Below are 24004 nucleotides of genomic sequence, written 5' to 3' on the forward strand. Positions count from 1 at the left end.
CCTGAATCTGTTGCCATCTCAATGCGACGAGTTTTATCACGTCTTTAACAATATTTTAACTCAGCTTACCAGTTGCGTTTCAAACAATGTCGAGGTTGAGAGGCATATCACTATTTCCACGCCGTCCGTGGCTAAAAAAGAAAAAGGCGGCAATTAAGCCGCCTTAACAACGATCTTGTCTGAGTGTTATGTCTGCGGCGGAGGCCTGCGCCGCAGTGTTTTATTCAGTAACGACACTCTCGACCCGTGCAGGTGTCGTGTCATACCATCCCGGCCCAAACCCTCGCCCCCAGGAATCATAAGGACCACCGTAGCCCCAGCCCCAAGGGCCGATGGGTTGCGGAGGCATGACTACCTGTTGCTGGATCCGCCAGCGTTTATAGCTGTTGACGTTCACGGTCACAAAATCGTAGGACGATTCGCCAATCTTGCCCTTTTCAACGCCGGTGATAGGCCCGACAACGGTCACCAGCTGATTGCGATAATCGACAGGATCAACGAATCCGCTGATGTACGCCAGAATACGCCCGCGCGAGGCCGCGCCTAAGATCGGTCGCGCGCCGTCATCCAGCGGAACAGTGGCAATTTCGAGGCGAGTTTTGTTTTGCAAATTGGTCACAGCGACCACTTTGCCGCCAAAACGCGACTCCTGACCGACGTACAGGCTCGGTGCGCCCTGCACCGCCTGTAAATTCATCTGCGGCGTTGCGGTGGTGCCGCGAATATCGTCCGGCACCGTGACACATCCTGACAACACCAGAACGCTCAGTGCGACGGCACTCAACGCCCATTTTTTACTTTTTCCCGCTGAGAACTGCTGAACTTTGGACCACTTACGCATTGCGATGACTCCTGTGCATACTCTCAACTATGACCACTCTTTCAGAGGCAAGTTGCCTGTACTTACCGGCCCGGCAGCTTTTTCCACGTCACTTCATTACGCAGATAAGTCGGTTCAGCGTCTTCCGGTTTGACGCGAACGCCTTTTTCCCAGAGCTGGAGCGCCAGCGGCAACATATCTTCCGCCTGCGGCAGTAACATTTTGCCATCAAATAATTCTGTAGCCGGAGATTCACCAAGCAAATGTGGATAGGTTTCCCAGCCGGTACCGACGGTAGCAAAACGCCCGGAGAGTTCCCCGGCGCGGGCCAGAAGTTGTTCCGGCTTGATCACTTTTTCGCTGCTTTCGCCTTCCCAGATACCCTGAGCATTGCGGGTAAACTCCCCCCAGTACACTTCGCCCATGCGGGCATCAATGGCAGCCAGCACCCGCTGCGCACCGGTCTGGCGACAGGCACCCTGCGCCATGGTTTGTAAGGTCGATACCGGCAGTAAAGGCAGTTCTGCGCCAAAGGACAACCCCTGCGCGACGCCAATGCCGATACGCACGCCGGTAAAACTGCCCGGCCCGCGGCCAAAGGCCAGCGCGTCCAGCTGATTGAGGGTCAGCCCTGCTTCTGCGAGGATCTGCTGCACCATCGGCAGAATGCGCTGCGTATGTTCACGGGCGCAAAGTTCAAAATGGGCGAGCGTTTCGCCCTGATTGTATAGCGCAACCGAACAGGCTTCAGTCGCCGTATCAATTGCTAAAATTCGTGTGGACATGCCAAACCTCAGGCGGGGAATTGAATGAGTTAAACCCTTTTTTGCGGGCAGGATCCTAGCATAAACAGCGGGCTATTTCTGCTCTTCAGCGTTTTGCAGAAAGCGGATCGCTTGCGCCAGATCACGGGTACGCGGTGCCGGGGGAAGACTGTTGAGGAAAACTTCGCCATAGGGCCGCATCACCAGCCGGTTATCGCAAATCACCATCACGCCGCGATCGTCGGTATCACGGATTAAACGCCCTACGCCCTGCTTAAGGGTGATCACCGCATCCGGTAATTGTACTTCATTGAACGGATCGCCGCCGCGCAGCCGGCAATCCTCAATTCGCGCTTTGAGCAACGGATCGTCCGGCGAGGTGAAGGGTAATTTGTCGATGATCACGCATGACAGCGCATCGCCGCGCACATCCACGCCTTCCCAGAAACTGCTGGTGGCAACCAGCAATGCATTGCCCGCTTCCACAAACTGCGCCAGCAGCTGGCCTTTGCTGGTTTCGCCCTGCAATAAAACCGGCAGCATCAGCGTTGCGCGGAACTCTTCCGCCAGTTCGCGCATCATCTGGTTAGAAGTACACAGAAAGAAACAGCGGCCTTTGTTGGCTTCAATCAGCGGGCGCAACATGCGCGCCAGCTGTTTTGAAATGCCGCGCACATTGGTTTCCGGCAGAAAACGCGGAACGCAAAGCATGGCCTGTGTGGCGTAATCAAAGGGGCTTGGCAGCAGCAAGGTTTCGGCGTCATCCAGCCCCAGGCGGTCGGTAAAGTGATGCAGTTGATCGTTCACCGACAGCGTCGCCGAGGTGAAAATCCACGCCCCCGGTTTTTCTTTCATCATGTCGCTGAATTTGTCAGTCACCGACAGCGGCGTAAGCGCCAGCACAAAGTTACGTGAATTGCATTCGTACCAGTAGCTGTAGCCGGGAATGGAGACGTCTTTCAGACGTTTGAGGCGATTGCGGTACAGCGTGGCGCGTTCGAAGGCGGCATCCAGCAAGGCGGAGCGCCCCAGGGAGAGTTTGACCACGTCGTAACAGAGTTCAAGCGCGTCATCGAGCAGTAACAGCGCGCGCTGGATCGCCGTCTGGCTGAGCACGTCGCGCAGGTTGCCGCGAAAACCCGGCTCGCCGAGCGCCAGACGGAAATCCATCGTACTCTGGCTGAGGCGGTCGGCGCTTTTTTGTAACTGGACGGAATCTCGGACTTCGGTGCGGTAAGCGATGTTGATGTCTTTCGCCATATCCAGCAACTGGCGGCTGGTCAGTTGCTGGCCGAAATACTGACTGGCGATATCAGGGATCTGATGTGCTTCATCGAAAATCATCACATCGGCCTGCGGAATAAGCTCGCCAAACCCGCTCTCTTTCACCACCATATCCGCCATAAACAGATGATGGTTAACCACAACCACATCAGCATCCATCGCTTTACGGCGGGCTTTAACCACGAAACATTCTTTGTATAACGGGCAGTCGCTGCCGAGGCAATTGTCGTTGGTGCTGGTCACCAGCGGCCAGACAAAACTGTCTTCCGGCACCACGTTACAGGTGCTGATATCGCCCTCTTCCGTGCTGCTTGACCAGTGACGCAGATGCGCCAGTTCGCTGAGTGCCTGGCTGGCAAGATCGCCACCCGCCAGCGATTGCTGTTCGAGACGTTCCAGACACAGATAGTTTGAGCGGCCTTTCAGCAGCGCCAGACGGCCTTTGAATTTCAGCGCGCTGGCGACCCGTGGCAGATCGCGGGAATAGAGCTGATCCTGCAAGTTTTTGGAACCGGTGGAAATAATGACTTTTTTGCCCGAGCGCAGCGCCGGAGCAAGATAGGCGTAAGTTTTGCCGGTACCGGTTCCGGCTTCCACCACCAGCCCCTGCTTTTCGCTGATGGCTTTGCTGACAGCCTGCGCCATCAGACGCTGAGGTTCACGAGGTTTAAAACCTTCAATTTTCTGCGCCAAAGCGCCGTCTGTTGCAAAATCGTCTGTCACGCTGTCTCTCTACCTGTACGGATCAGCAGTGATTATGCCAATCCCTTGCCCTGACTACCACCGCCATCTGCCAATCCAACGCATTCAACCTTTGTGATACCCTTAACGCCATCAATGAAAAGTGACTAACAGGAGCACACAACGTATGACCATCGAACGGATCCGGCCTGAGCCACGCATGTCCGATGTGGTAATCCACAACGACACGATTTATTACACCGCAGTGCCGGAAAATCTGGAGGCGAATGCCAAAGATCAGACCGCTGAAACGCTGGCGATCATTGACTCCGTGCTGACTGAAGCCGGTTCAGACAAAAGCAAAATCCTCGATGCCACGCTGTTTCTGGTTCACAAAGAAGATTTCCCGGCCATGAACGAAGCCTGGGATGCGTGGGTATCGCCGGGCAATGCGCCGGTACGCTGCACGGTTCAGGCGAACCTGATGAACCCGAAATACAAGATTGAAATCAAGATCATCGCCGCCCGCTAAGCGCCGATCGTCAGAAATAAAAAAACCTCCGAACTGGAGGTTTTTTTATTTCTGAGCGGTAAATCAGCTGGCAGCGCCCGACACGGCTTCTTTCGCTAATTCAGTAATGCGCGCGTAATCGCCACTTTCCAGCGCGTCTGCAGGCACCAGCCACGAACCGCCAATGCACAGCACGCTTTTCAGCGCCAGATAGTCGCGGTAGTTCTTCGGTGTGATCCCACCGGTCGGGCAGAAACGTACCTGCGGGAACGGCCCGGCGATTGCCTGCAACGCTTTCACGCCACCGTTAGCTTCCGCAGGGAAGAATTTGAACTCACGCAGACCGGCGTCCAGACCCATCATCAGTTCAGACACGGTGCAGATACCTGGGATCAGCGGAATCGACCCGGCGTTGGCAGCTTTCAGCAGCGCATCGGTCAGGCCCGGGCTGATGGCAAACTGCGCACCGGCTTCCGTCACTTCGGCCAGTTGCTGAGGGTTAAGCACGGTCCCCGCACCAATGATCGCTTCCGGCACTTCTTTCGCAATAGCACGGATAGCATCCATCGCACAGGCAGTACGCAAGGTGACTTCCAGCACACGCACGCCGCCAGCAACCAGTGCTTTTGCCAGCGGTACCGCGTGTTCCAGCTTATTGATAACAATCACAGGAACAACCGGCCCTGAGGTCAGAATCTGTTCCGCGCTTGTTTTCCAGTTTTTCATCTTGTTCTCCGTTCATGCCCGCAGGCATCGTTGTGATTGATGGCGCGCCCCTGCCACAGGGTCCGGCAACTTTTTCTGAATGAAAAAATCAGCGGAAACCGACCACACCCGATTGGACAATACTACTATTCCTAACTGCTAAAAGACTTGATGTGTCATAAAAAAACGCTGCATAAGCAGCGTTTTTCTGGTGAAGAGCGTTTACTCGAACTCATTCCAGGAACGGCCATCACGGGTGATCATCGCAACGGACGCCACCGGACCCCATGTCCCCGACTGGTACGGTTTTGGTGCTTCACTTTCCGCAGCCCAGGCATTCATGATGGAGTCGACCCATTTCCAGGCTTCTTCCACTTCATCACGACGCACGAACAACGCCTGGATCCCGCGCATGGTTTCCAGCAGCAGACGCTCATAAGCATCAGCAATATGCTGTTCGTTGAAGGTTTCGGTGAAGCTCAGATCCAGCTTGGTGGTTTGCAGACGGTGTTTGTGCTCCAGACCCGGTACTTTGTTCAGGACTTCGATCTCGATACCTTCATCCGGTTGCAGACGAATGGTCAGCTTGTTCTGCGGCAACTGCTGGTAAGAATCACGGAACAGATTCAGCGCTGGGCTTTTGAAATACACCACCACTTCTGAACATTTGCTCGGCAGACGTTTACCGGTACGCAGATAGAACGGCACGCCCGCCCACTGCCAGTTATCGATATCCACACGGATAGACACGAAGGTTTCGGTGCTGCTGGTTTTTTTCGCGCCTTCTTCTTCCAGATAGCCAGGGACTTTTTTGCCCTGAACAAAACCGGCGGTGTACTGCCCGCGCACGGTGTTTTCACGCACGTTGGACTGATCGATGCGGCGCAGGGAACGCAGCACTTTCACTTTTTCATCACGGATGCGGTCGGTGCTCAGATCGGCCGGTGGAGACATGGCGATCATGGTCAGAATTTGCAGCAAGTGGTTCTGGATCATGTCGCGCATCTGACCCGCGTCATCGAAGTAACCCCAGCGGCCTTCGATACCGACTTCTTCAGCCACGGTAATCTGCACGTGATCGATGGTGCGGTTGTCCCAGTTGCTGGCGAAGAGGTTGTTGGCGAAACGCAGCGCCAGCAGGTTCAGTACCGTTTCTTTACCCAGATAATGGTCGATACGGTAAACCTGAGATTCAGCGAAATATTCCGCCACCTGATCGTTGATAACCTGAGAAGACTCCAGAGAGTGCCCTAATGGTTTTTCCATCACGACGCGCGCAGGCTCTTTGTTCAGCCCGGCTTCACCCAAACCCCGGCAGATAGCGCCGAAGTGACTTGGCGCAATCGCGAAGTAGTTGATGGTGGCGCGGTTCTGCTGGTCAAGCATTTTGCCCAGCACTTTAAAATGCTTCAGATCGTTGACATCAAGGTTACAAAAATCAAGACGGGCACTGAGTTTTTCCCACAGTTCCGGATCAATTTTTTCTTTCATGAAGGTGGTCAGCGCTTCTTTGACCACTTCGGTATAGGCCGCTTTGTCCCATTCCGCACGTCCGACACCGATGATGCGGGTATCAGGGTGAATGTGACCTGCTTTCTCTAACTGATACAGGGAAGGCAACAGTTTACGGCGCGCAAGATCGCCTTTTGCACCGAAAATAACCAGGTCACACGCCTGGGCTGTCTGGGTTACCGCCATGTTCTTCTCCTTAATGCAGGAATACCTTTTATATATCGGGCTGCCAATGCTTAAGCTGCAACCTGAATATCCGGGTACATATTGTAATTTTATTTCAGCAACAATGTACTCTGATTGCCCGTAAGCCGTAAACCTTGATCTGACAGCCCGCTGGCTCCGCGTAAAAACCCTATTTTTATCATCACACTTCGGGATGCCATGAAATCCGGCTGTATCCTGTAATTTTATGACAAAACCGGACGGAATTTACCATACTGAAAGTTAGATCTCGGTCAAACTCTGACAAAAAAAGCCGTTATTTCGCCTGACTGACGCTGCCAACACGTTAATGCGCGTAGTATATTTTCATCAAACAGACAGGATTTCCTCTTTTCAAAGAAATCGTCGAAACCTATGAGTGGCATGCTTATGAATACGTTGGAAAAAATCCAGACTCATCTTGACATTCTGAGCAAGTCAGAACGTAAAGTGGCCGAAGTTATCCTGGCATCACCGAACATTGCTATCCACTCAAGTATCGCCACTCTGGCCCGCATGGCCGATGTCAGTGAACCTACTGTAAACCGTTTTTGCCGTCGCCTCGACACAAAAGGGTTTCCAGATTTTAAATTGCATCTGGCACAAAGTCTGGCGAACGGCACACCTTACGTTAACCGTAACGTTGACGAAGGAGACAGCGTCAGCGCCTATACCAGCAAAATTTTCGAATCCGCCATGGCAAGCCTCGATCAGGTGAAAAACACCCTCGACATCGCCGCCATCAACCGCGCCGTTGATTTACTGACTCAGGCCAAAAAGATTTCCTTCTTTGGGCTGGGCGCATCCGCCGCCGTGGCGCATGATGCCATGAACAAATTCTTCCGCTTCAACATTCCCGTGGTCTACTTCGACGATATCGTCATGCAGCGCATGAGCTGTATGAACTCCAGCGAAGGCGACGTGGTTGTGTTGATTTCGCACACCGGCCGCACCAAAAATCTGGTCGAGCTGGCACAACTGGCGCGTGAAAATGACGCCACCGTGATCGCCATTACGTCTTTTAACACCCCGCTGGCCCATGAGGCTACGCTGGCCCTGCTGCTTGACGTCCCGGAAGACACCGACGTTTACATGCCGATGGTGTCACGTATTGCCCAGCTCACGCTGATTGACGTGCTGGCGACCGGTTTTACACTGCGCCGCGGCACAAAATTCAGAGATAACCTGAAGCGCGTCAAAGAAGCATTGAAGGAATCGCGCTTTGATAAAGGGATCTTAATCCCGGTGCAGCCTGAGTAAATAAACATATCAGTAACAAGTTGCAGATTTAATAGGGAGTCTGGCAGAAAATCTACGCGCAAAGTGCGTTGGCGACGGCCAGACAGGAGGTCAGCGAGTCATACAGGTGACACTCTTTTGTATGACAATTACACCTTAATCCAATGTGGACTCGCTGTTTTTACACATTATCAGGCATCAGTTAACGAACGGAGTAAGTATGTCCAGAAGGCTCAGAAGAACGAAGATCGTTACCACACTCGGTCCCGCTACCGACCGCGATAACAACCTTGAGAAAATCATTGCCGCCGGCGCAAACGTCGTGCGTATGAACTTCTCGCATGGAACGGCTGAAGATCACATCCTGCGCGCCAACAAAGTGCGTGAGATTGCCGCCCGCCTTGGCCGCCACGTGGCGATCCTCGGTGACCTGCAAGGCCCTAAAATCCGCGTATCCACCTTTAAGGAAGGCAAAGTCTTCCTCAACATCGGTGACAAATTCCTGCTTGATGCCAACATGAGCAAAGGCGAAGGCGACAAAGAGAAAGTCGGCATCGACTATAAAGGTCTGCCTGCTGACGTCGTGCCCGGCGATATCCTGCTGCTCGATGATGGCCGCGTACAGCTGAAAGTGCTCGAAGTTCAGGGCATGAAAGTGTTCACCGAAGTGACCGTTGGCGGCCCGCTGTCCAACAACAAAGGCATCAACAAACTGGGCGGGGGTCTTTCCGCAGAAGCCCTGACCGAGAAAGATAAAGCAGACATCATTACAGCCGCGAAAATGGACGTCGATTTCCTGGCGGTTTCCTTCCCGCGTACCGGTGAAGACCTCAACTATGCCCGCCGTCTGGCGCGCGCCGCAGGCTGTAATGCACAAATCGTCTCGAAAGTGGAACGCGCGGAAGCCGTTGCCAGCGACGCGGCGATGGATGACATCATTCTGGCGTCTGACGTCGTGATGGTCGCGCGTGGTGATTTGGGTGTGGAAATCGGTGACCCGGAACTGGTCGGAATTCAGAAGAAACTGATCCGCCGCGCCCGTCAGCTGAACCGTGCGGTGATCACCGCCACGCAGATGATGGAATCGATGATTACCAACCCGATGCCAACCCGTGCGGAAGTCATGGACGTGGCGAACGCCGTGCTCGACGGCACCGACGCCGTGATGCTGTCAGCGGAAACCGCCGCCGGTCAGTACCCGTCTGAAACCGTCGCGGCGATGGCGCGCGTGTGTCTGGGTGCGGAAAAAATCCCAAGCATCAACGTTTCCAAGCACCGTCTGGACGTGGAATTCGATAACACCGAAGAAGCCATCGCCATGTCCGCCATGTATGCGGCCAACCACCTGAAAGGCGTGACGGCGATTATCTCGATGACGGAATCGGGGCGTACCGCGCTGATGCTGTCGCGTATCAGTTCCGGCCTGCCTATTTTTGCCATGTCCCGCCACGAGCATACGCTGAACCTGACCGCGATTTACCGTGGTGTCACACCGGTGTTCTTCGACAGCCAAAACGACGGCGTGGCGGCCGCTCAGGACGCCGTGAATCTGCTGCGTGATAAAGGCTACCTGCTTTCCGGTGATCTGGTGATCATCACTCAGGGCGACGTCATGAGCACCATCGGCACCACTAACACCAGCCGCGTACTTCGTGTGGAATAAACACAAAGCCAGCAAATAAAACTGTAATAAAATATTATTTAAGCCGGCTGAAAAGCCGGTTTTTTTATTTCAGCCAAAAACAAGCCGTTCCCCTGTTTTTAATGAGGCCATCTGAAGGGATGAGCTGATCATTATTTTGCCATTCCGGTGTCATATTGATGAGGTTTTTATCCCTGCGTGGATCCGCTCCGCTTTATTACCCCTTCGCTTATTACGTCTAAATATAACCTTTTGCCTTCTCAGGCTGCCGTCTGAATGTCTAAAAATGAATAAAAAATACAGATTACTCCGCTGGGATTATCAGTAATTTGATTCATCACCGGCCAGTTATGTGATGTTCGTCACATAAAAACATGAAATACGCCGGTATGTGATAAATGTTCAATGCCAACGTTGAATGATAATGATTTGCATTTATAATGATTCGCATTCGTTAAATCCTTGTATAAATCCGCACTAAGGAAATCATACAAGAGAAAACACTGTAGATTTTTGTTAAATCAGACTTTAAAAGCACACTCTTTGCAGGCGTGGCCACCGGCCCTGCCCGCAGACGCACACGTTCAAAACATGATCCCTGTAAATTCCGGGCGGACGCCCCACGCCCGCAGCGGAATAAATGCCACACAAACAAGGTGCCAAAATGAGCCAGATGAATAATTGGGAATTAATGCAAACACCTGCCGAAATGCAGACCCAAATAAGCAAAAATCAGGGCTATATTTTCAATCAAAATAGCACGCCGGAATGGCAGGCGCAGATCGAGCAAGGCATTGCGTTAATTAAATCTCACATAAACCATACGGAAAAACCTTTTTCCGGCGTGTCGCCCGCTGAATTAGCTGAGCAGTTTCGTCATATTGATTTAACCAAACCTTTAGCCGGAACCCGGCTGGCGCTGGAAGAACTGGATGATTTATATCTCCAGCATGCCGTCTATTTTCATCACCCAAAATACCTTGCTCACCTCAACTGCCCGACGGTGGTTCCCTCTCAGCTGGCGGAGTTATTTATCAGCGCGATCAACTCCTCCGTCGATACCTGGGATCAGAGCGCAGGCGGGACGTTGATTGAGCAGAAGGTGATCGACTGGACGCTGGCGCGCATCGGTTTCGGCGCGCAGTCGGACGGCATTTTCACCAGCGGCGGCACTCAGTCCAACCTCATGGCGATGCTGCTGGCACGCGACAGCTACTGCAAGCGCACCCGCCCGCAGCACAGCATCAAGCATCAGGGGCTGCCACCGGAAGCGAACCGCTGGCGCATCTTCAGCTCTCAGGTCAGCCACTTCAGTATTCAAAAATCCGCCGCCCTGCTCGGCCTGGGCTATGACGCCGTGGTGCCGGTCGCCTGTGACAGTGCGTTTCGCATGGACATCGGTGCGCTGAAAACCGAAATTGATCGCTGCCATGCCGAAGGCCTGATCCCGATTGCGATTGTTGCCACCGCTGGCACCACCGACTTTGGCAGCATTGATCCGCTGAATGAGATTGCAGAGATCTGCCGTAAAGAAAAAATCTGGATGCACGCCGATGCCGCGTACGGTTGCGGATTGCTGGTGTCGCCGCAGCATCGTCAGCGCATCGAAGGCATTCATCTGGCCGATTCGGTTACCGTGGATTATCACAAATCCTTCTTCCAGCCGGTCAGTTGCAGCGCGTTTCTGGTCAGCGACCACAGCCATCTGGAGCACGTTACCCACCATGCGGAATACCTCAATCCGCTGAGCGCCAAGCTGGAGGGCACGCCAAATCTGGTGAACAAAAGTATTCAGACCACCAAACGTTTTGATGCCCTGAAAATGTGGCTGACGCTGCGCGTCATGGGCCAGCAGGCGCTGGGTGAGTCCTTCGACGTGTTGCTGCAACGTGCCACCGAAACCCATCAGATGATGGAAAACAACCCGAATATCGAGGTGCTGCATAAGCCCGAACTGAGCACGCTGGTGTTCCGCTTTGTTCCGCGCCTGTCCATGAGCCATGAACAGATTGATGCGATCAATGCCGACATCCGCAAAGCGATTTTCCGCGACGGCAGCGCGGTGATTGCCGGCACGAAAGTCCATCAGCGCCAGTACCTGAAGTTCACCCTGCTCAACCCGATGACCACCACGGAAGACATCGCCGATGTGCTCGGCCTCATCACGCATTACGGCAAAGAACTGACTGCCGCCGCGCTGAGCGCCGCTAAAAACCGGTAACAGGAGCTGTACTATGAACATCAACCCGACCACACAAACTTATGATTTCATCGCCATCGGCATCGGCCCGTTCAACCTCGGGCTGGCCTGTCTGACCGAGCCGGTGGACGCGCTGAACGGCCTGTTCTTAGACCAGAATGACGGCTTTGACTGGCACACCGGCATGATGCTTGAAAGTGCCCATTTGCAGACCCCGTTTATGGCGGATTTAGTGACCCTGGCCGATCCGACCAGCCGTTACAGCTTCCTGAATTACCTGAAGCAGCAAGGCAAGTTGTACTCTTTTTACATCCGTGAAAACTTCTTCATGATGCGCAAAGAGTTCAATCAATACTGCCAGTGGGCATGCGAACAGCTTACCAGCCTGCAATTTTCCACCCGTGTGGAACTGGTGACCTGGGATGCCGCGCTGGAGTGCTATCTGGTTCACGCGCGATCCACCAAAAGCGGTGATCAGCAGGTTTACCGCGCCAGACGTCTGGTGCTCGGCACCGGCCCCTCGCCGTGGATGCCCGCCTGCGCCCGTCAGGCCGGTGACAACGTGCATCATTCCTCGGCTTACCTGCCAAATAAAGAGCAGGTGCAAAACGCCAAATCCATCACCGTGGTCGGCAGCGGCCAGAGCGCGGGGGAGATTTATTACGACCTGCTCTCAGATATCGAAAAGTACGATTACCATCTGACCTGGGTGACCCGCGCCCCCCGTTTCTACCCGCTGGAATACAGCAAACTGACGCTGGAAATGACCTCGCCGGAGTACATCGATTATTTCCATGAGCTGCCGATGAGCAAACGTGACCAGCTCAACCGCGAACAAAAAGGGTTGTACAAAGGCATCAACGCCAGCCTGATCAACGATATCTACGATCTGATGTACACCAAGCGCCTCGACGGACCGCTGAAGGTCGATATGTACACACACTCCGAGCTGACGGATCTCACCCGCAACCGCAACGGCACCCTTGAAATGCATCTGTTGCACCATGAACAGCAGCAGGAATATCGCCACAAAACCGAATCGGTGATCCTCGCCACCGGTTACAGCTATCAGCCGCCGCAGTTTATCGAAGGGATCCACAACCGCATCCGCTGGGATGAAGCCGGACGCTACGCCGTCAACCGTAACTACAGCATTGATGCGCACAACCAGATTTTCGTGCAAAACGCCGAGCTGCATACCCACGGTTTCGTCACGCCGGATCTGGGTATGGCGTGCTACCGCAACAGCACCATCATCCGCGAAATGCTCGGCAAAGAAGTCTACACAGTGGAAAAATCCATCGCCTTCCAGACTTTCTGCGCCCGCAGTCTGGCAGACAAATAAGGAGATCAGGACATGTTTGATACTACCCCAGCCAGCCTATTTTCCTGCCCGCGTGAAGCCGGATTGCTGACCCTGCGCCCGCTGCATCTGGCGCAGGACGCCCCGGTGTTGCACGGATGGATGACCCGTCCCTACGCCCATTTCTGGGGAATGCAGAACAGCAGCGTCGCGGAAGTTGAGGCGTTTTACCGTGACCTGACCGCCGGAAAACCCCATGCGGCGCTGATGGGCGAGATTGACGGCCAGCCGCGCTTTTTAATCGAATGCTATCCGGTGCAGGATGATCCGCTGCGTGAACATTATGACGTCCAGCCGGGCGACATCGGCATGCACATTTTGCTTTCACCGGCAGAAAAACCGCTGCCCGGTTTCAGCTGGCAGGTGTTTTCCGCGGTAATGGAATACCTGTTCAGCCTGCCCGACGTCAGACGCGTGGTGGTCGAGCCAGACGTGCGCAACGAGAAGATCCACACCCTGAATAAACGTGCCGGTTTCCGTTATCAGAAACAGGTTCAACTGACACACAAAACGGCCTGGCTGGCATTTTGCCAGCGTGAAGATTTTTTGCAGGCCAGCCAGAAGGAAAACACCCACATGACATCTGATCACTTGCAATCCGGCCAGCACCTGCAACCTGAGATCTGGTCCAGGGCTAACGCCCTGCTGTTGCGTAAATGCCTGTCCGAACTGACCCATGAACGCCTGCTCGCCCCTGAAGCATTGCAGTCCGACGGCGTCTGGACCGCTTACCGGCTGGCCGTTCCGGCATCTGAGGTGGAATACCGATTCCGCGCACGCCAGTTGCCTCTCAACGACTGGATGATCGATCTCGACAGCATTCAGCGTCTGGACAACTTCACCGCGCAGCCGCTTGATGCCCTGAAATTCATCATTGAATTTGCCGATCAAATTGGCATCTCGCAGGCCATGCTGCCGACCTATATGGAAGAAATCAGCAGCACGCTTTACAGCAGCGCCTACAAACTGGCGAACAATCACACCACCGCCAGACAACTGACAGAAGCCGATTTCCAGACCGTGGAAACCAGCATGACGGAAGGTCATCCAAGCTTTATTGCCAACAATGGCCGCATCGGTTTTGATGCCGGTGATTATGTGCGTTATGCCCCTGAGGCCGCGAATCCGCTGAAATTAGTGTGGGTGGCGGTACATCACGACAAAGCGCATTTCGCCAGTACGGAGAATTTACCGTATGAAAAACTGATCGCCGAAGAGCTGGGCGACGCGCAAATTTGTGCGTTCACGCAAAAGCTGGTGGATATCGGCGTCGATCCGAAAAACTACTACTTCATGCCGGTGCACCCGTGGCAGTGGCAGAATAAATTACTCACCGTTTTCGCCCCGGACATCGCCCGTCAGTTCCTGATTTTCCTCGGCGAAGGTGAAGATCAGTATCTGGCACAGCAGTCGATCCGTACTTTCTTCAACGCCAGCCAGCCGCGTCACCGTTATGTGAAAACGGCGCTGTCCATTCTGAACATGGGCTTTATGCGCGGGCTTTCGCCTTATTACATGGCGACCACACCGGGCATTAATGAATGGCTGGCGGAGCTGGTGGAAAACGATACCTATCTGCAGTCCACCGGCTTCAAAATTTTACAGGAAGTGGCGTCCCTCGGTTATCACAACCATTACTTCGAAGAGGCCATCAAAGGCGACAGCGCCTACAAGAAAATGTTTGCGGCCTTGTGGCGTGAAAACCCGGTGGCGCAGTTGCAACCTAATCAGCGCCTGATGACCATGGCCGCGTTGCTGCATACCGATAAACATTGCGATGCGCTGATTGTTGAGATGATTAAATCCTCCGGTCTGGGCACCAGCGACTGGCTCAAGCGCTACATGCATGCGTATCTCAGCCCGCTGCTGCACTGCTTCTACCAGTACGATTTGGTGTTTATGCCGCACGGCGAAAACCTGATCCTGCGTTTTGAAAACAACATCCCGGTGAATGCGTTCATGAAGGATATTGCTGAAGAAATTGCAGTGATGAATCCGCATGCCAGTCTGCCGGAAAAAGCCAAACGTCTGGCAGTGGATGTCCCGGAAGAGCTGAAAATCCTGTCAATTTTCACCGACGTTTTCGCCGGGGTATTCCGCTTTATCGCCCGTATTCTGGAAGAGCATGGTGACTATCCTGCCGGACAATTCTGGCAGGTGGTGGCGGAAGTGGTGCGCGATTATCAGATTCAGTATCCCGAGCTGGCCGAAAAATTTGCCCGCTATGACATGTTCGGTCCGGAGTTCACCCACTCCTGTCTGAACCGTCTGCAACTGGCGAATAATCAGCAAATGATCAACCTGTCCGATCCGGCACAAAACCTGAAATTCGCCGGTACGCTGGAGAACCCGATCGCAGCCTACGCCAACAAATACTAAACACAGATTTATTTGGTGCGTTTTTAGCGCGGCCTGAGAGGGCCGCGCTTTTCTGATTTTACGTCGTGGAGAATGATTGTTATGTCGTCCGTTTCCGACCCTGCCTCAGGGCTGAATGTTCGCCGGTGGCTCTTCCCGCTGTCACTGGTGGTGTTCGAATTTGCCACCTACATCGCCCACGATATGATCCAGCCGGGCATGTTGCAGGTGATCAGCGATTTCAGCGCCAGCGCTGACTGGGTGTCCACGTCACTGACCGCCTACCTGTGCGGCGGTATTTTACTGCAATGGCTGCTCGGCCCGCTATCCGACCGGCTTGGCCGCAGGCCGGTATTGCTCACCGGCGTGGCCTTTTTCACCCTGACCTGTTTTCTGACTGTCTTCACGCAAAGTATCGAACAGTTCATTCTGATGCGATTTTTGCAGGGGATGAGTCTGTGCTTTATCGGCGCCGTCGGGTATGCCGCGATTCAGGAAGCGTTTGATGAAACGCTGAGCGTAAAACTGATGGCACTGATGGCAAACATCACGCTTATCGCCCCGCTGCTCGGGCCGCTGGCCGGTGCGGCGTTCATCCATTACGCGCCCTGGAAAATGATGTTTGCCCTGTTCTCGCTGGTGTCGGCACTCTCATTTTGGGGGTTGTGGCGCAGCATGCCTGAAACAGCGACGGGCCGTGATGGCCGCTTTTCAATGCGCCGCCTGCTGGCTGATTATCGCGAAGTGCTGAGTAATAAAGGCGTGATCCTTGGGTCGCTGTCCATCGGGCTTATCACCCTGCCGCTGCTGGCATGGGTCGCGCAGTCGCCGGTGTGGCTGATTCAGGATGCCGGAATGACACCGCTGCAATACGGCGGGTTGCAGGTGCCGGTGTTCACCGGGCTCATCATTGGCAACATTGCACTGAACAAACTCAGCGGCAACGTTAACATTCGTACCCCCATCTGGCTCGGCCTGATCCCGATAACGCTGGGGCTGGCGATCGCCGCCGGTGCAGCCCTGTTCATGGCCCACGCGTGGCAATGGATTATCACCGGGCTTGGGCTGTACGCGCTGGGTACCGGACTGGTGAATGCCGGACTTTACCGGCTGACACTATTTTCCAGCCCGACCGGAAAAGGCACCGTGGCGGCGGCGCTCGGGCTTATCACCATTGTGGTGTTTGCTGCGGGTATCGAAGTGGCGAAAAAACTCTATTTCGCCCAGGGTAGCGGCATCTTTATGCTGGCGGGTTTGGTAGCCGGTCTGGCCGGAGCGGTGCTGATTGCTGCGTTTTTGTCGAAAACGCAAAAAAGCTGACCTGCGCACCAGGATTGCCTAAAAAGCAAAAGGCTGAGGTTTGACACTCAGCCTTTTTATTTTTCTTTCACCGTTATTTTTTCGGGAAAAGCTCTTTGCGGGAATAAGGTTCCGGCTCGCCCGGTTTGCGGGTTTTTAGCAGTTTGAGGATCCAGGTGTATTGCTCAGGATTCGGCCCCACCAGCAATTCCACTTCTTCATTCATCCGGCGCGCAATGGTGACGTCATCGGCGGTGGCCAGATCGTCCATCGGCGGGCGCACAAAGATATCAAGCCGTTGCTCGTGGCCGTTATACACCGGGAACAGCGGCACGATAGCCGCGCGACACACTTTCATCAGCCGGCCGACGGCGGGCAGCGTTGCTTTATAGGTCGCAAAGAAATCGACAAACTCGCTGTGCTCCGCACCGTGATCCTGATCGGGCAGATAGTAGCCCCAGTATCCCTGTCGCACTGAACTGATGAAGGGTTTGATGCCGTCGTTGCGGGCGTGCATTCTGCCGCCAAAACGACGGCGCACGGTATTCCATAAATAGTCGGTCAGCGGATTTTTTTGATTGTGGAACATGGCCGCCATCGGCTGACCACTTGCCGCCATCAGCATCGCCGGGATATCCACGGCCCAGCCATGGGGCACCAGGAAAATCACGTTTTTGCCCTCGGCCTGCATCTGGTCGATGATTTCTTTACCGTGCCAGTGAACGCGATCCATGATTTTTTTCGGGTCACGCAGCGCCAGCTCAGCCATCATCACCATCGACTGCGGTGCGGCGGCAAACATTTCATCAATGATGTGTTCACGCTCGGCTTCCGGTGTGTCTGGCAGGCAATACAACAGGTTGATTTGCGCACGGCGGCGCGCACCTTTGGCGAATTTCCCGGCCAGGCGGCCAAGACTGCCTAAAATCGGATCACGTATTTTGGCAGGCACATATGCCATACCGGCCATCGCACCGACGCCCAGCCAGACGCCCCAGTAACGCGGATGGTAAAAGGCTTTCTGAAATTGCGGAATAAATTCAACAGGCGTTCGTTTTTCTTTTTCTGGCTGCATACTCAGGCTCTTATGACAAATTCTGGCTTAATGATAAGTGCAGTGATTTATTTTGCAATAAATCACTGCACGTCAGCATGTAGCACGGGGGCAGGATCCTGAATAATCAGTCCAGCTTGAGTTGCGGCACGACTTCGCGAACGGTGGCCAGATAGGTACTGCGATCTTTGCCGGTCAGCCCTTCGGTACGAGGCAGTTTGGCGGTCAGGGGATTGACGGCCAGCTGGTTGATCCACATTTCAAAATGCAAATGCGGACCGGTAGAACGTCCGGTGTTACCTGAAAGCGCAATGCGATCGCCACGTTTCACTTTCTGGCCCGGTTTGACCAGCAACTTACGCAGATGCATGTAACGGGTCATGTACTGACGGCCATGGCGGATCGCCACATAGTTACCGGCCGCCCCACCATTTTTGGCCACAACCACTTCGCCATCACCGACGGCCAGCACCGGCGTTCCCACCGGCACGGCGAAATCGACGCCACGGTGCGGTGCCACACGGCCAGTCACCGGATTCAGACGACGTGGATTGAAGTTAGATGACACACGATATTGCTTACCGGTCGGGAAACGCAGGAAGCCTTTTGCCAGGCCGCTGCCGGTACGATCGTAGAACTTACCGTCTTCCGCACGTACCGCGTAGTAATCTTTACCGCCGGTGCGCATATGAACCGCCTGCAGCTGGCTCTGTTCATTTTTACCGTTCAGCACTTCGTGAGACATCAGAACGGCGAAATCATCACCTTTCTGTAATTTACGGAAATCGAGCTGCCATTGCAGGGCTTTAATCACGGCGCTGACTTCAGAACTGCTCAGCCCTGCGGCTTTGGCGCTGGTGACAAAACTGCCGTTCAGCCGCCCCTTGATGACGCTGTCTTTCCAGTCGCCCTGCAGGGTTTCGAGGGAAGATTTAAAGCCGTTACCTGTGCGGTCAAAGGTGTAGGTTTCGCGGCGGGATTTCTCCCACGTCAGGCGCTGTAAGTCGCCGGCGTCATTGAGGGTCCAGGAGATTTGCTGACCAATTTTCAGGTTACGCAAATCCCGGTTGGCGTCGGATAATGCCGCGATCTCGGACATATCAATGCCGTACTGATTCAGGATGCTGCTGAGGGTATCACCGGTGGACACCACATATTCATGCACGCCCGCTTCGTTGACGATTTTATCGTCGAGATCATCCTGTGGGATGTCATCGTCAGCGGGTGAAGTTTGATCGATAGGCTCACTGGCTTCGGGAAGCAGCGAACGCAACTGTTCGTGGTCGAGGGCGATACTTTTAACAATAGGTCGGGTATCTGAGAGGTCGTTATCCGGGTGATAGGCTAACGGCCTCCAGACGGCAACGGCCAGTGTGACAACGGTAAGCGACCCCAGCATGATGCGGTGGGGCCGGGGAAGGTTGCTATACGCCATAGCGATAGATCGGGCGATCAGCTGCACTTAATTCTGTCCTTTTAGCTTACTTCAGGCAGCTCAGGTATTGGTTCGTCAGCTGTGACAGGAAGTTCACGTAGCTGTCCGCACCCAATGCAACGCCGCTCCCCAGCGGATCCAATGTGCCCATACGCACTGTTGTCCCCTGGGCAACAGCCGATATGACGGCTGGCCTGAATTGTGGCTCAGCAAAAACGCATGTCGCTTTTTGCTCAACCAACTGAGTTCGAATGAGATGTAAACGCTGTGCGCCGGGTTGAATTTCGGGATTGATCGTAAAGTGACCAAGTGGCGAAAGGCCGAAGTGTTTTTCAAAGTAGCCATAAGCATCGTGAAAAACAAAATATCCCTTACCCTGCACAGGCTGCAGCATAGTACCAATATTTTTGTCAGTTTTTGTCAGGCTTTCCTCAAAACGTGACAAGTTTGCATCTAATTGTTGCTTTTTCTGCGGCATGAGTTCGAGAAGTTTGTTATGGATCACAATCGCCGTCTCGCGAGCTATCTCCGGAGACAGCCAGACGTGCATGTTGTATTCACCGTGATGATGTTCTTCATCGTCATGCCCGGTGCCGTGATCGTGGTCATGTTCGTCATCATCCGTGCCTTTCATCAGCAACGGTTTTACCGCCGCCAGCGTGGCAATTTCGACCTGACGGTTCGCCGATAACTGCGCGGCAGGCTTGGTCATAAAAGCTTCCATTTCCGGCCCGACCCACACCACCAGATCCGCACTGCGAATGCGCTGAATGTCAGAAGGACGCAGCGCAAAATCGTGCGGCGATGCGCCATCCGGCAGCAGCACTTCCGTTGGCGTCACACCTTCCGCAATGGCTGAAGCGATAAAACCCAGTGGACGAACAGACGCCAGAACGGCGGCCTGCGCGCTGAAAGCCGCGGTGGAACTGAGGATTGCGGCAGCCAGGAACATCCGTTTAACGCTTTTTTTCTGTATCATGCGGGGTGAACTCATCTTCATGTTGGGGGAAAACTGGTTATTTTTCGCGAAACGCAATATTATAACATCCGATTTGTTCTGCAAGACCCAATGACATGCCCACATTAGCAACGCTTAAAAATATTTCGGTCACTTTCGGTTCCCGCCGCGTGCTGTCTAACATCTCGCTGGCGTTACAACCGGGAAAAATCCTCACCCTCCTTGGCCCGAACGGCGCAGGGAAATCGACGTTAGTGCGCGTCGTGCTTGGCCTGATTGCGCCAACCGAGGGCACCATGACCTGCGAACCCAACCTGCGCATCGGTTACGTTCCGCAAAAAATTCACCTTGATCCCACCATGCCGCTGACCGTCAGCCGCTTTATGCGTCTGAAGCCCGGCGTTAAAAAAGCCGACATTTTGCCTGCGCTGAAACGCGTCCAGGCGGCGCACCTGCTGGAACAGCCGATGCAAAAACTGTCCGGCGGTGAGAATCAGCGTGTATTACTGGCGCGGGCATTAATGAACAGCCCGCAGTTGCTGGTGCTGGATGAACCGACTCAGGGCGTTGACGTCAACGGTCAGCTGGCGCTTTATAACCTGATCGACAGCCTGCGCTGCGAGCTGGGTTGCGCCGTGCTGATGGTGTCGCATGATCTGCATCTGGTGATGGCGAAAACGGACGAAGTGCTGTGCCTCAATCAGCACATTTGCTGCTCCGGCTCCCCGGAAGTGGTGTCCACACACCCTGAATTTATTGCCATGTTCGGTAACCGCGGTGCGGAACAACTGGCGATTTACCGCCATAATCACAACCATCGTCACGATTTGAAGGGAAAAGTCATTTTACGCAACAGCGGAGGTCGTGACGCATGATCGCTCTATTATTACCCGGCTGGCTGGCGGGTGTGTTGCTGGCGATTGCCGCCGGTCCGCTGGGCTCTTTCGTGGTCTGGCGCAGGATGTCCTATTTTGGCGACACGCTGGCGCATGCGTCTTTACTCGGCGTGGCGTTTGGCCTGCTGCTCAATATTAATCCGTTTTACACCGTGATTGCCGTGACCTTACTGCTGGCGCTGGTGCTGGTTGTGCTCGAACGTAAACCGCATCTGGCGGTGGATACCCTGCTCGGCATTATGGCGCACAGCGCGTTGTCACTCGGTCTGGTGGTTGTCAGCCTGATGTCCGGCGTTCGCGTGGATCTGATGGCGTATCTTTTCGGGGATTTGCTGTCCGTCACTTACAGCGATATCTGGATGATCGGCTGCGGTGTGGCGGTGGTGATCGCCGTGCTGTGCTGGCAATGGCGCTCGTTACTGTCGATGACCATCAGCCCGGAACTGGCGCACGTCGATGGCGTCAATCTGCAACGCTCGCGGGTGATTCTGATGCTGGTGACGGCGCTGACGATAGGCCTGGCGATGAAATTCGTCGGTGCGCTGATCATCACCTCACTGCTGATCATCCCTGCCGCCACGGCCCGCCGCTTTGCCAAAACGCCGGAACAGATGGCGTCAGTGGCGGTGGCTATCGGGATTGTGGCGGTCACGGCCGGTCTGGCACTTTCGGCATTTTACGATACACCGGCCGGTCCTTCGGTGGTGCTTTCAGCAGCCGTGCTGTTCATGTTCAGTCTCGGCAAAAAGCAGACGGCCTGAGTCAAACCGGTAAAATAAAAACGGACGCCACTGAGCGTCCGTTTTTATTTATCCCGCAAGTATTTCTGCGGCGATCACTCCTGTTCTTGCGCGGCCTCCCGCCTCGCCTGCCGCCAGTGCATCACCGGCGAAACCGTTAAGCCGTGGATCACCACGCTGGCGACAATGACCGTGAACGCGATATTGGTCATGTAACTGGCTTCTGCGCCCTTCAGCCCGTGGGTATAAGCGTAAGCAATGTAGTTCATGCTGCCTATCCCGCGAATGCCAAACCAGCCGATCATCAGCCGCCGCCCGCGCGGCACGCGCACGCCGAGAGTCGTGATGTACACCGACAACGGACGAATGACGATAAACAGCAGCGCTGCGAAGACAAGCCCCATCGGTTCCCAATGTTCAGCAAGCGTGATGCCCAGCACCGTGACAATCCCGGCTGCGAACAATCTTTCAATGGTGTCACCAAACGAGAGCGCGTCTCCGACCATCAGACCGATAGAATTGGCAGGCCGTTCCGCCGACATGGAATGCCGCTGATGCGGATTGACCAGCCCTTCTGCCGGCGGCGGGCGCGTGCCTTCGGTGAGATCTTCCGGCGGATTAAGCGTCCAGACACGTAACTCCGCACTGCGTAACCCGACGCCTGCCGCAAACGCTGCCAGAAAACCAGAGGCATCGACACTTTGCGCGACGGCATAACTCAGTGCGATCAACGCGAGCGCCAGAAAATCACTCGGCGCCACCGAACGCTGACGGCTGTGGAAACGCGTCGCACTCAGCCCGACCAGCCGTCCCATCGCGTAACCAATCGCCAGCCCGCCCATCAGTGCCCAGACCACATCCCGCCAGGCCCAGTCCCACAGTGCCGCCGATGACAGGCCGTCTTGCGCGGTAAACAGCATCAGTGCCAGCATCAGAATGGGTAACGCAGAACCGTCGTTCATCCCCGCTTCGCTGGACAGCGCCACGCGCAATCCGTCGTCGTCATTGGCATCATTCACCGCAATCATGCTCGCCAGTACCGGATCGGTCGGCGCAATGATCGCCCCCAGCGCCAGAGCCAGCGGCCAGGAAATCCCTGCCAGATAGTGGGCCAGCGCGGTAACACTCAGCACCGTCAGCAACATCGCCGGAAATGCCAGCAGCACACCGACCCGCCAGCTCTGAGAGCGGAACGGCAAACGCAATTTCAGGCCGGTAATAAACAGCGAAGCCGCCATGGCGATTTCGGTAAAGCGTGCGGTGAGCGTCGAGTATTCCACCAGGTCAACGTGTAATAAGTCCAATACCCAGGGGCCGCAGATGATGCCTGCTGCCAGATACACCCCAAAGGTGGTCACAGGCGCACGCGAAATCCAGCCTGATGCCAGTGACATAACCAGCAGCAGTCCGCCGACCGCCGCAGTCCATTCTAAAAAACCCATGTAAGCTCCCTGAAATTAACATCTTTTAAGCGTAGTACATCGTCAGCCGGGGTGTGACGCCGGGCACAAAAGGCGCGGCGGGATCGGCGGGTGTACGCTAAAATATGTTTTTCATTCCTGCAAAAAGGTTCATAAAAAATGATTAAATACAGTGTGCTATACCCAAATGTCAAAAACGGAACCTTTGATCATGAGTACTACCGCAATGTGCATTTACCGCTGATCAAAGAAAAGATGGGCGCGTATTGCCACTCCTATGCCATCGACAAGATCCAGGATGGCGCTCCGGCAGATACGCCATTTATCGCGGCCTGCCACATTTACTGCCGCTCGATGGAAGATTTTGAGAAAGGTATGAAGGATCACGCTGAGGAGTTTGTGGCGGATGTGGCCAACTTCACCAATATCGAACCGGTTAAGATGATCTTCGACGTGGTGGTTTAACACATCGGACGATAAAAAAGGCGATTACTCCGTGGCCCTGAACGGGTTAATCGCCTGATTTAGGGTGTCTCTGACAACGTCGTGAAGTCAGATTCAACATCTATTTCGTGAGTAATTTTTTAATCGGCGCACTCGGTTCCCGCCTGATGGTATGCAAAAACATCTGTGCTTTATCATTGGCCGCGTAATCCGCTGTCACACCAAAATCCTGCACCATTGCCCACTTCTCAAACAGCACTTCATCACTCTCGCGCATAAACCAAAGTATTCTCACTGCCGTCACGGCCACCTGTGGGATTTGGGTAACAGTTCCGTTAATCCACTTATTCAGGGTGCTGCGAGGCAGTCCAAGCAGAATACACAACGCGGGCTGATCTATTCCGAGCCGCTGGACATAGTCCAGGAATTCTTTTGCGTTATCTGCCATTCACTTATCTCCAGTTCTTATAACCC

The 24004-nt window shown here is 54.4% G+C and carries 20 protein-coding genes; 10 read left to right on the forward strand and 10 right to left on the reverse strand.

The window, feature by feature from the left end:
• Positions 1–220 precede the first annotated feature (220 nt).
• From ACQZQY_RS16975 to ACQZQY_RS16985, 3 genes are all read right to left on the reverse strand, one after another.
• Entirely contained in the window at positions 221–841 is a 621-nt protein-coding gene (locus ACQZQY_RS16975) for a Slp family lipoprotein (RefSeq protein ID WP_431296066.1), read from the reverse strand.
• Between the two features lie 62 nt (positions 842–903).
• Positions 904–1605 carry a tRNA (adenosine(37)-N6)-threonylcarbamoyltransferase complex dimerization subunit type 1 TsaB gene (gene tsaB / locus ACQZQY_RS16980; RefSeq protein ID WP_122095119.1) on the reverse strand — a complete coding sequence of 234 codons (702 nt, stop codon included), beginning with the start codon at positions 1603–1605 and terminating at the stop codon, positions 904–906.
• A gap of 72 nt (positions 1606–1677) precedes the next feature.
• Complete coding sequence (locus ACQZQY_RS16985) at positions 1678–3591, reverse strand: ATP-dependent DNA helicase (protein ID WP_431296067.1); 1914 nt, start codon at positions 3589–3591, stop codon at positions 1678–1680.
• Positions 3592–3736: 145 nt separating this feature from the next.
• On the opposite strand from ACQZQY_RS16985, the gene ACQZQY_RS16990 reads away from it, so the two are divergent.
• The gene (locus ACQZQY_RS16990) at positions 3737–4081 is read left to right on the forward strand and encodes a RidA family protein (RefSeq protein WP_431296068.1); all 345 of its coding nucleotides are present in this window, start codon (positions 3737–3739) and stop codon (positions 4079–4081) included.
• A 63-nt stretch (positions 4082–4144) separates the two neighbouring features.
• On the opposite strand, the gene ACQZQY_RS16995 is transcribed toward ACQZQY_RS16990, so the two are convergent.
• On the reverse strand, positions 4145–4786 hold the full coding sequence (locus ACQZQY_RS16995; protein ID WP_056770031.1) for a bifunctional 4-hydroxy-2-oxoglutarate aldolase/2-dehydro-3-deoxy-phosphogluconate aldolase: 642 nt from the start codon (positions 4784–4786) through the stop codon (positions 4145–4147).
• Between the two features lie 201 nt (positions 4787–4987).
• Positions 4988–6463, reverse strand: coding sequence for a glucose-6-phosphate dehydrogenase (gene zwf, locus ACQZQY_RS17000; protein ID WP_431296069.1), 1476 nt, complete (start codon positions 6461–6463; stop codon positions 4988–4990).
• Between the two features lie 408 nt (positions 6464–6871).
• Between zwf and ACQZQY_RS17005 the strand changes: the two genes are divergently transcribed.
• The 6 genes from ACQZQY_RS17005 to ACQZQY_RS17030 all read left to right on the forward strand — a co-directional run bounded on the left by ACQZQY_RS17005 (position 6872) and on the right by ACQZQY_RS17030 (position 16603).
• Positions 6872–7741 (forward strand): MurR/RpiR family transcriptional regulator, encoded by an 870-nt coding sequence (locus tag ACQZQY_RS17005; protein ID WP_056771891.1) that lies wholly within the window; start codon positions 6872–6874, stop codon positions 7739–7741.
• A gap of 199 nt (positions 7742–7940) precedes the next feature.
• Positions 7941–9383 (forward strand): pyruvate kinase, encoded by a 1443-nt coding sequence (gene pyk, locus ACQZQY_RS17010; RefSeq protein ID WP_056770023.1) that lies wholly within the window; start codon positions 7941–7943, stop codon positions 9381–9383.
• A 643-nt stretch (positions 9384–10026) separates the two neighbouring features.
• Positions 10027–11583 (forward strand): pyridoxal phosphate-dependent decarboxylase family protein, encoded by a 1557-nt coding sequence (locus tag ACQZQY_RS17015; protein ID WP_431297203.1) that lies wholly within the window; start codon positions 10027–10029, stop codon positions 11581–11583.
• Positions 11584–11596: 13 nt separating this feature from the next.
• Positions 11597–12907 (forward strand): lysine N(6)-hydroxylase/L-ornithine N(5)-oxygenase family protein, encoded by a 1311-nt coding sequence (locus ACQZQY_RS17020; protein ID WP_431296070.1) that lies wholly within the window; start codon positions 11597–11599, stop codon positions 12905–12907.
• 12 nt (positions 12908–12919) lie between these two features.
• Positions 12920–15304 (forward strand): GNAT family N-acetyltransferase, encoded by a 2385-nt coding sequence (locus ACQZQY_RS17025; protein ID WP_431296071.1) that lies wholly within the window; start codon positions 12920–12922, stop codon positions 15302–15304.
• Between the two features lie 81 nt (positions 15305–15385).
• Entirely contained in the window at positions 15386–16603 is a 1218-nt protein-coding gene (locus ACQZQY_RS17030; RefSeq protein WP_431296072.1) for an MFS transporter, read from the forward strand.
• 73 nt (positions 16604–16676) lie between these two features.
• Here the strand turns inward: ACQZQY_RS17030 and lpxM are convergent, their stop codons facing one another.
• From lpxM to znuA, 3 genes are all read right to left on the reverse strand, one after another.
• On the reverse strand, positions 16677–17657 hold the full coding sequence (lpxM, locus tag ACQZQY_RS17035; RefSeq protein ID WP_056770007.1) for a lauroyl-Kdo(2)-lipid IV(A) myristoyltransferase: 981 nt from the start codon (positions 17655–17657) through the stop codon (positions 16677–16679).
• A gap of 106 nt (positions 17658–17763) precedes the next feature.
• A complete protein-coding gene (mepM, locus tag ACQZQY_RS17040) occupies positions 17764–19098 on the reverse strand; it encodes a murein DD-endopeptidase MepM (RefSeq protein ID WP_122095104.1) in 1335 nt (444 codons plus the stop codon).
• Between the two features lie 19 nt (positions 19099–19117).
• Positions 19118–20050, reverse strand: a complete 933-nt coding sequence (gene znuA / locus ACQZQY_RS17045) for a zinc ABC transporter substrate-binding protein ZnuA (protein ID WP_056770000.1) — start codon at positions 20048–20050, stop codon at positions 19118–19120.
• A 95-nt stretch (positions 20051–20145) separates the two neighbouring features.
• Here znuA and znuC point away from each other — a divergent pair, with 95 nt between their 5' ends.
• Both znuC and znuB read left to right on the forward strand, forming a co-directional pair.
• Positions 20146–20904 carry a zinc ABC transporter ATP-binding protein ZnuC gene (gene znuC / locus ACQZQY_RS17050; protein ID WP_056769997.1) on the forward strand — a complete coding sequence of 253 codons (759 nt, stop codon included), beginning with the start codon at positions 20146–20148 and terminating at the stop codon, positions 20902–20904.
• Entirely contained in the window at positions 20901–21686 is a 786-nt protein-coding gene (gene znuB / locus ACQZQY_RS17055; protein WP_056769994.1) for a zinc ABC transporter permease subunit ZnuB, read from the forward strand. Before znuC ends, znuB begins: the two co-directional genes overlap by 4 nt.
• A 74-nt stretch (positions 21687–21760) precedes the next feature.
• On the opposite strand, the gene ACQZQY_RS17060 is transcribed toward znuB, so the two are convergent.
• Complete coding sequence (locus tag ACQZQY_RS17060; RefSeq protein WP_122095100.1) at positions 21761–23107, reverse strand: cation:proton antiporter; 1347 nt, start codon at positions 23105–23107, stop codon at positions 21761–21763.
• Positions 23108–23245: 138 nt separating this feature from the next.
• Here ACQZQY_RS17060 and ACQZQY_RS17065 point away from each other — a divergent pair, with 138 nt between their 5' ends.
• Complete coding sequence (locus ACQZQY_RS17065; RefSeq protein ID WP_056769988.1) at positions 23246–23551, forward strand: EthD family reductase; 306 nt, start codon at positions 23246–23248, stop codon at positions 23549–23551.
• Between the two features lie 100 nt (positions 23552–23651).
• Here the strand turns inward: ACQZQY_RS17065 and ACQZQY_RS17070 are convergent, their stop codons facing one another.
• Positions 23652–23978 carry a hypothetical protein gene (locus ACQZQY_RS17070; RefSeq protein ID WP_431296073.1) on the reverse strand — a complete coding sequence of 109 codons (327 nt, stop codon included), beginning with the start codon at positions 23976–23978 and terminating at the stop codon, positions 23652–23654.
• Between the last annotated feature and the right edge of the window lie 26 nt (positions 23979–24004).

Source organism: Rahnella sp. PAMC25559 (genome assembly GCF_050632365.1).
GTDB lineage: Bacteria > Pseudomonadota > Gammaproteobacteria > Enterobacterales > Enterobacteriaceae > Rahnella > Rahnella rivi.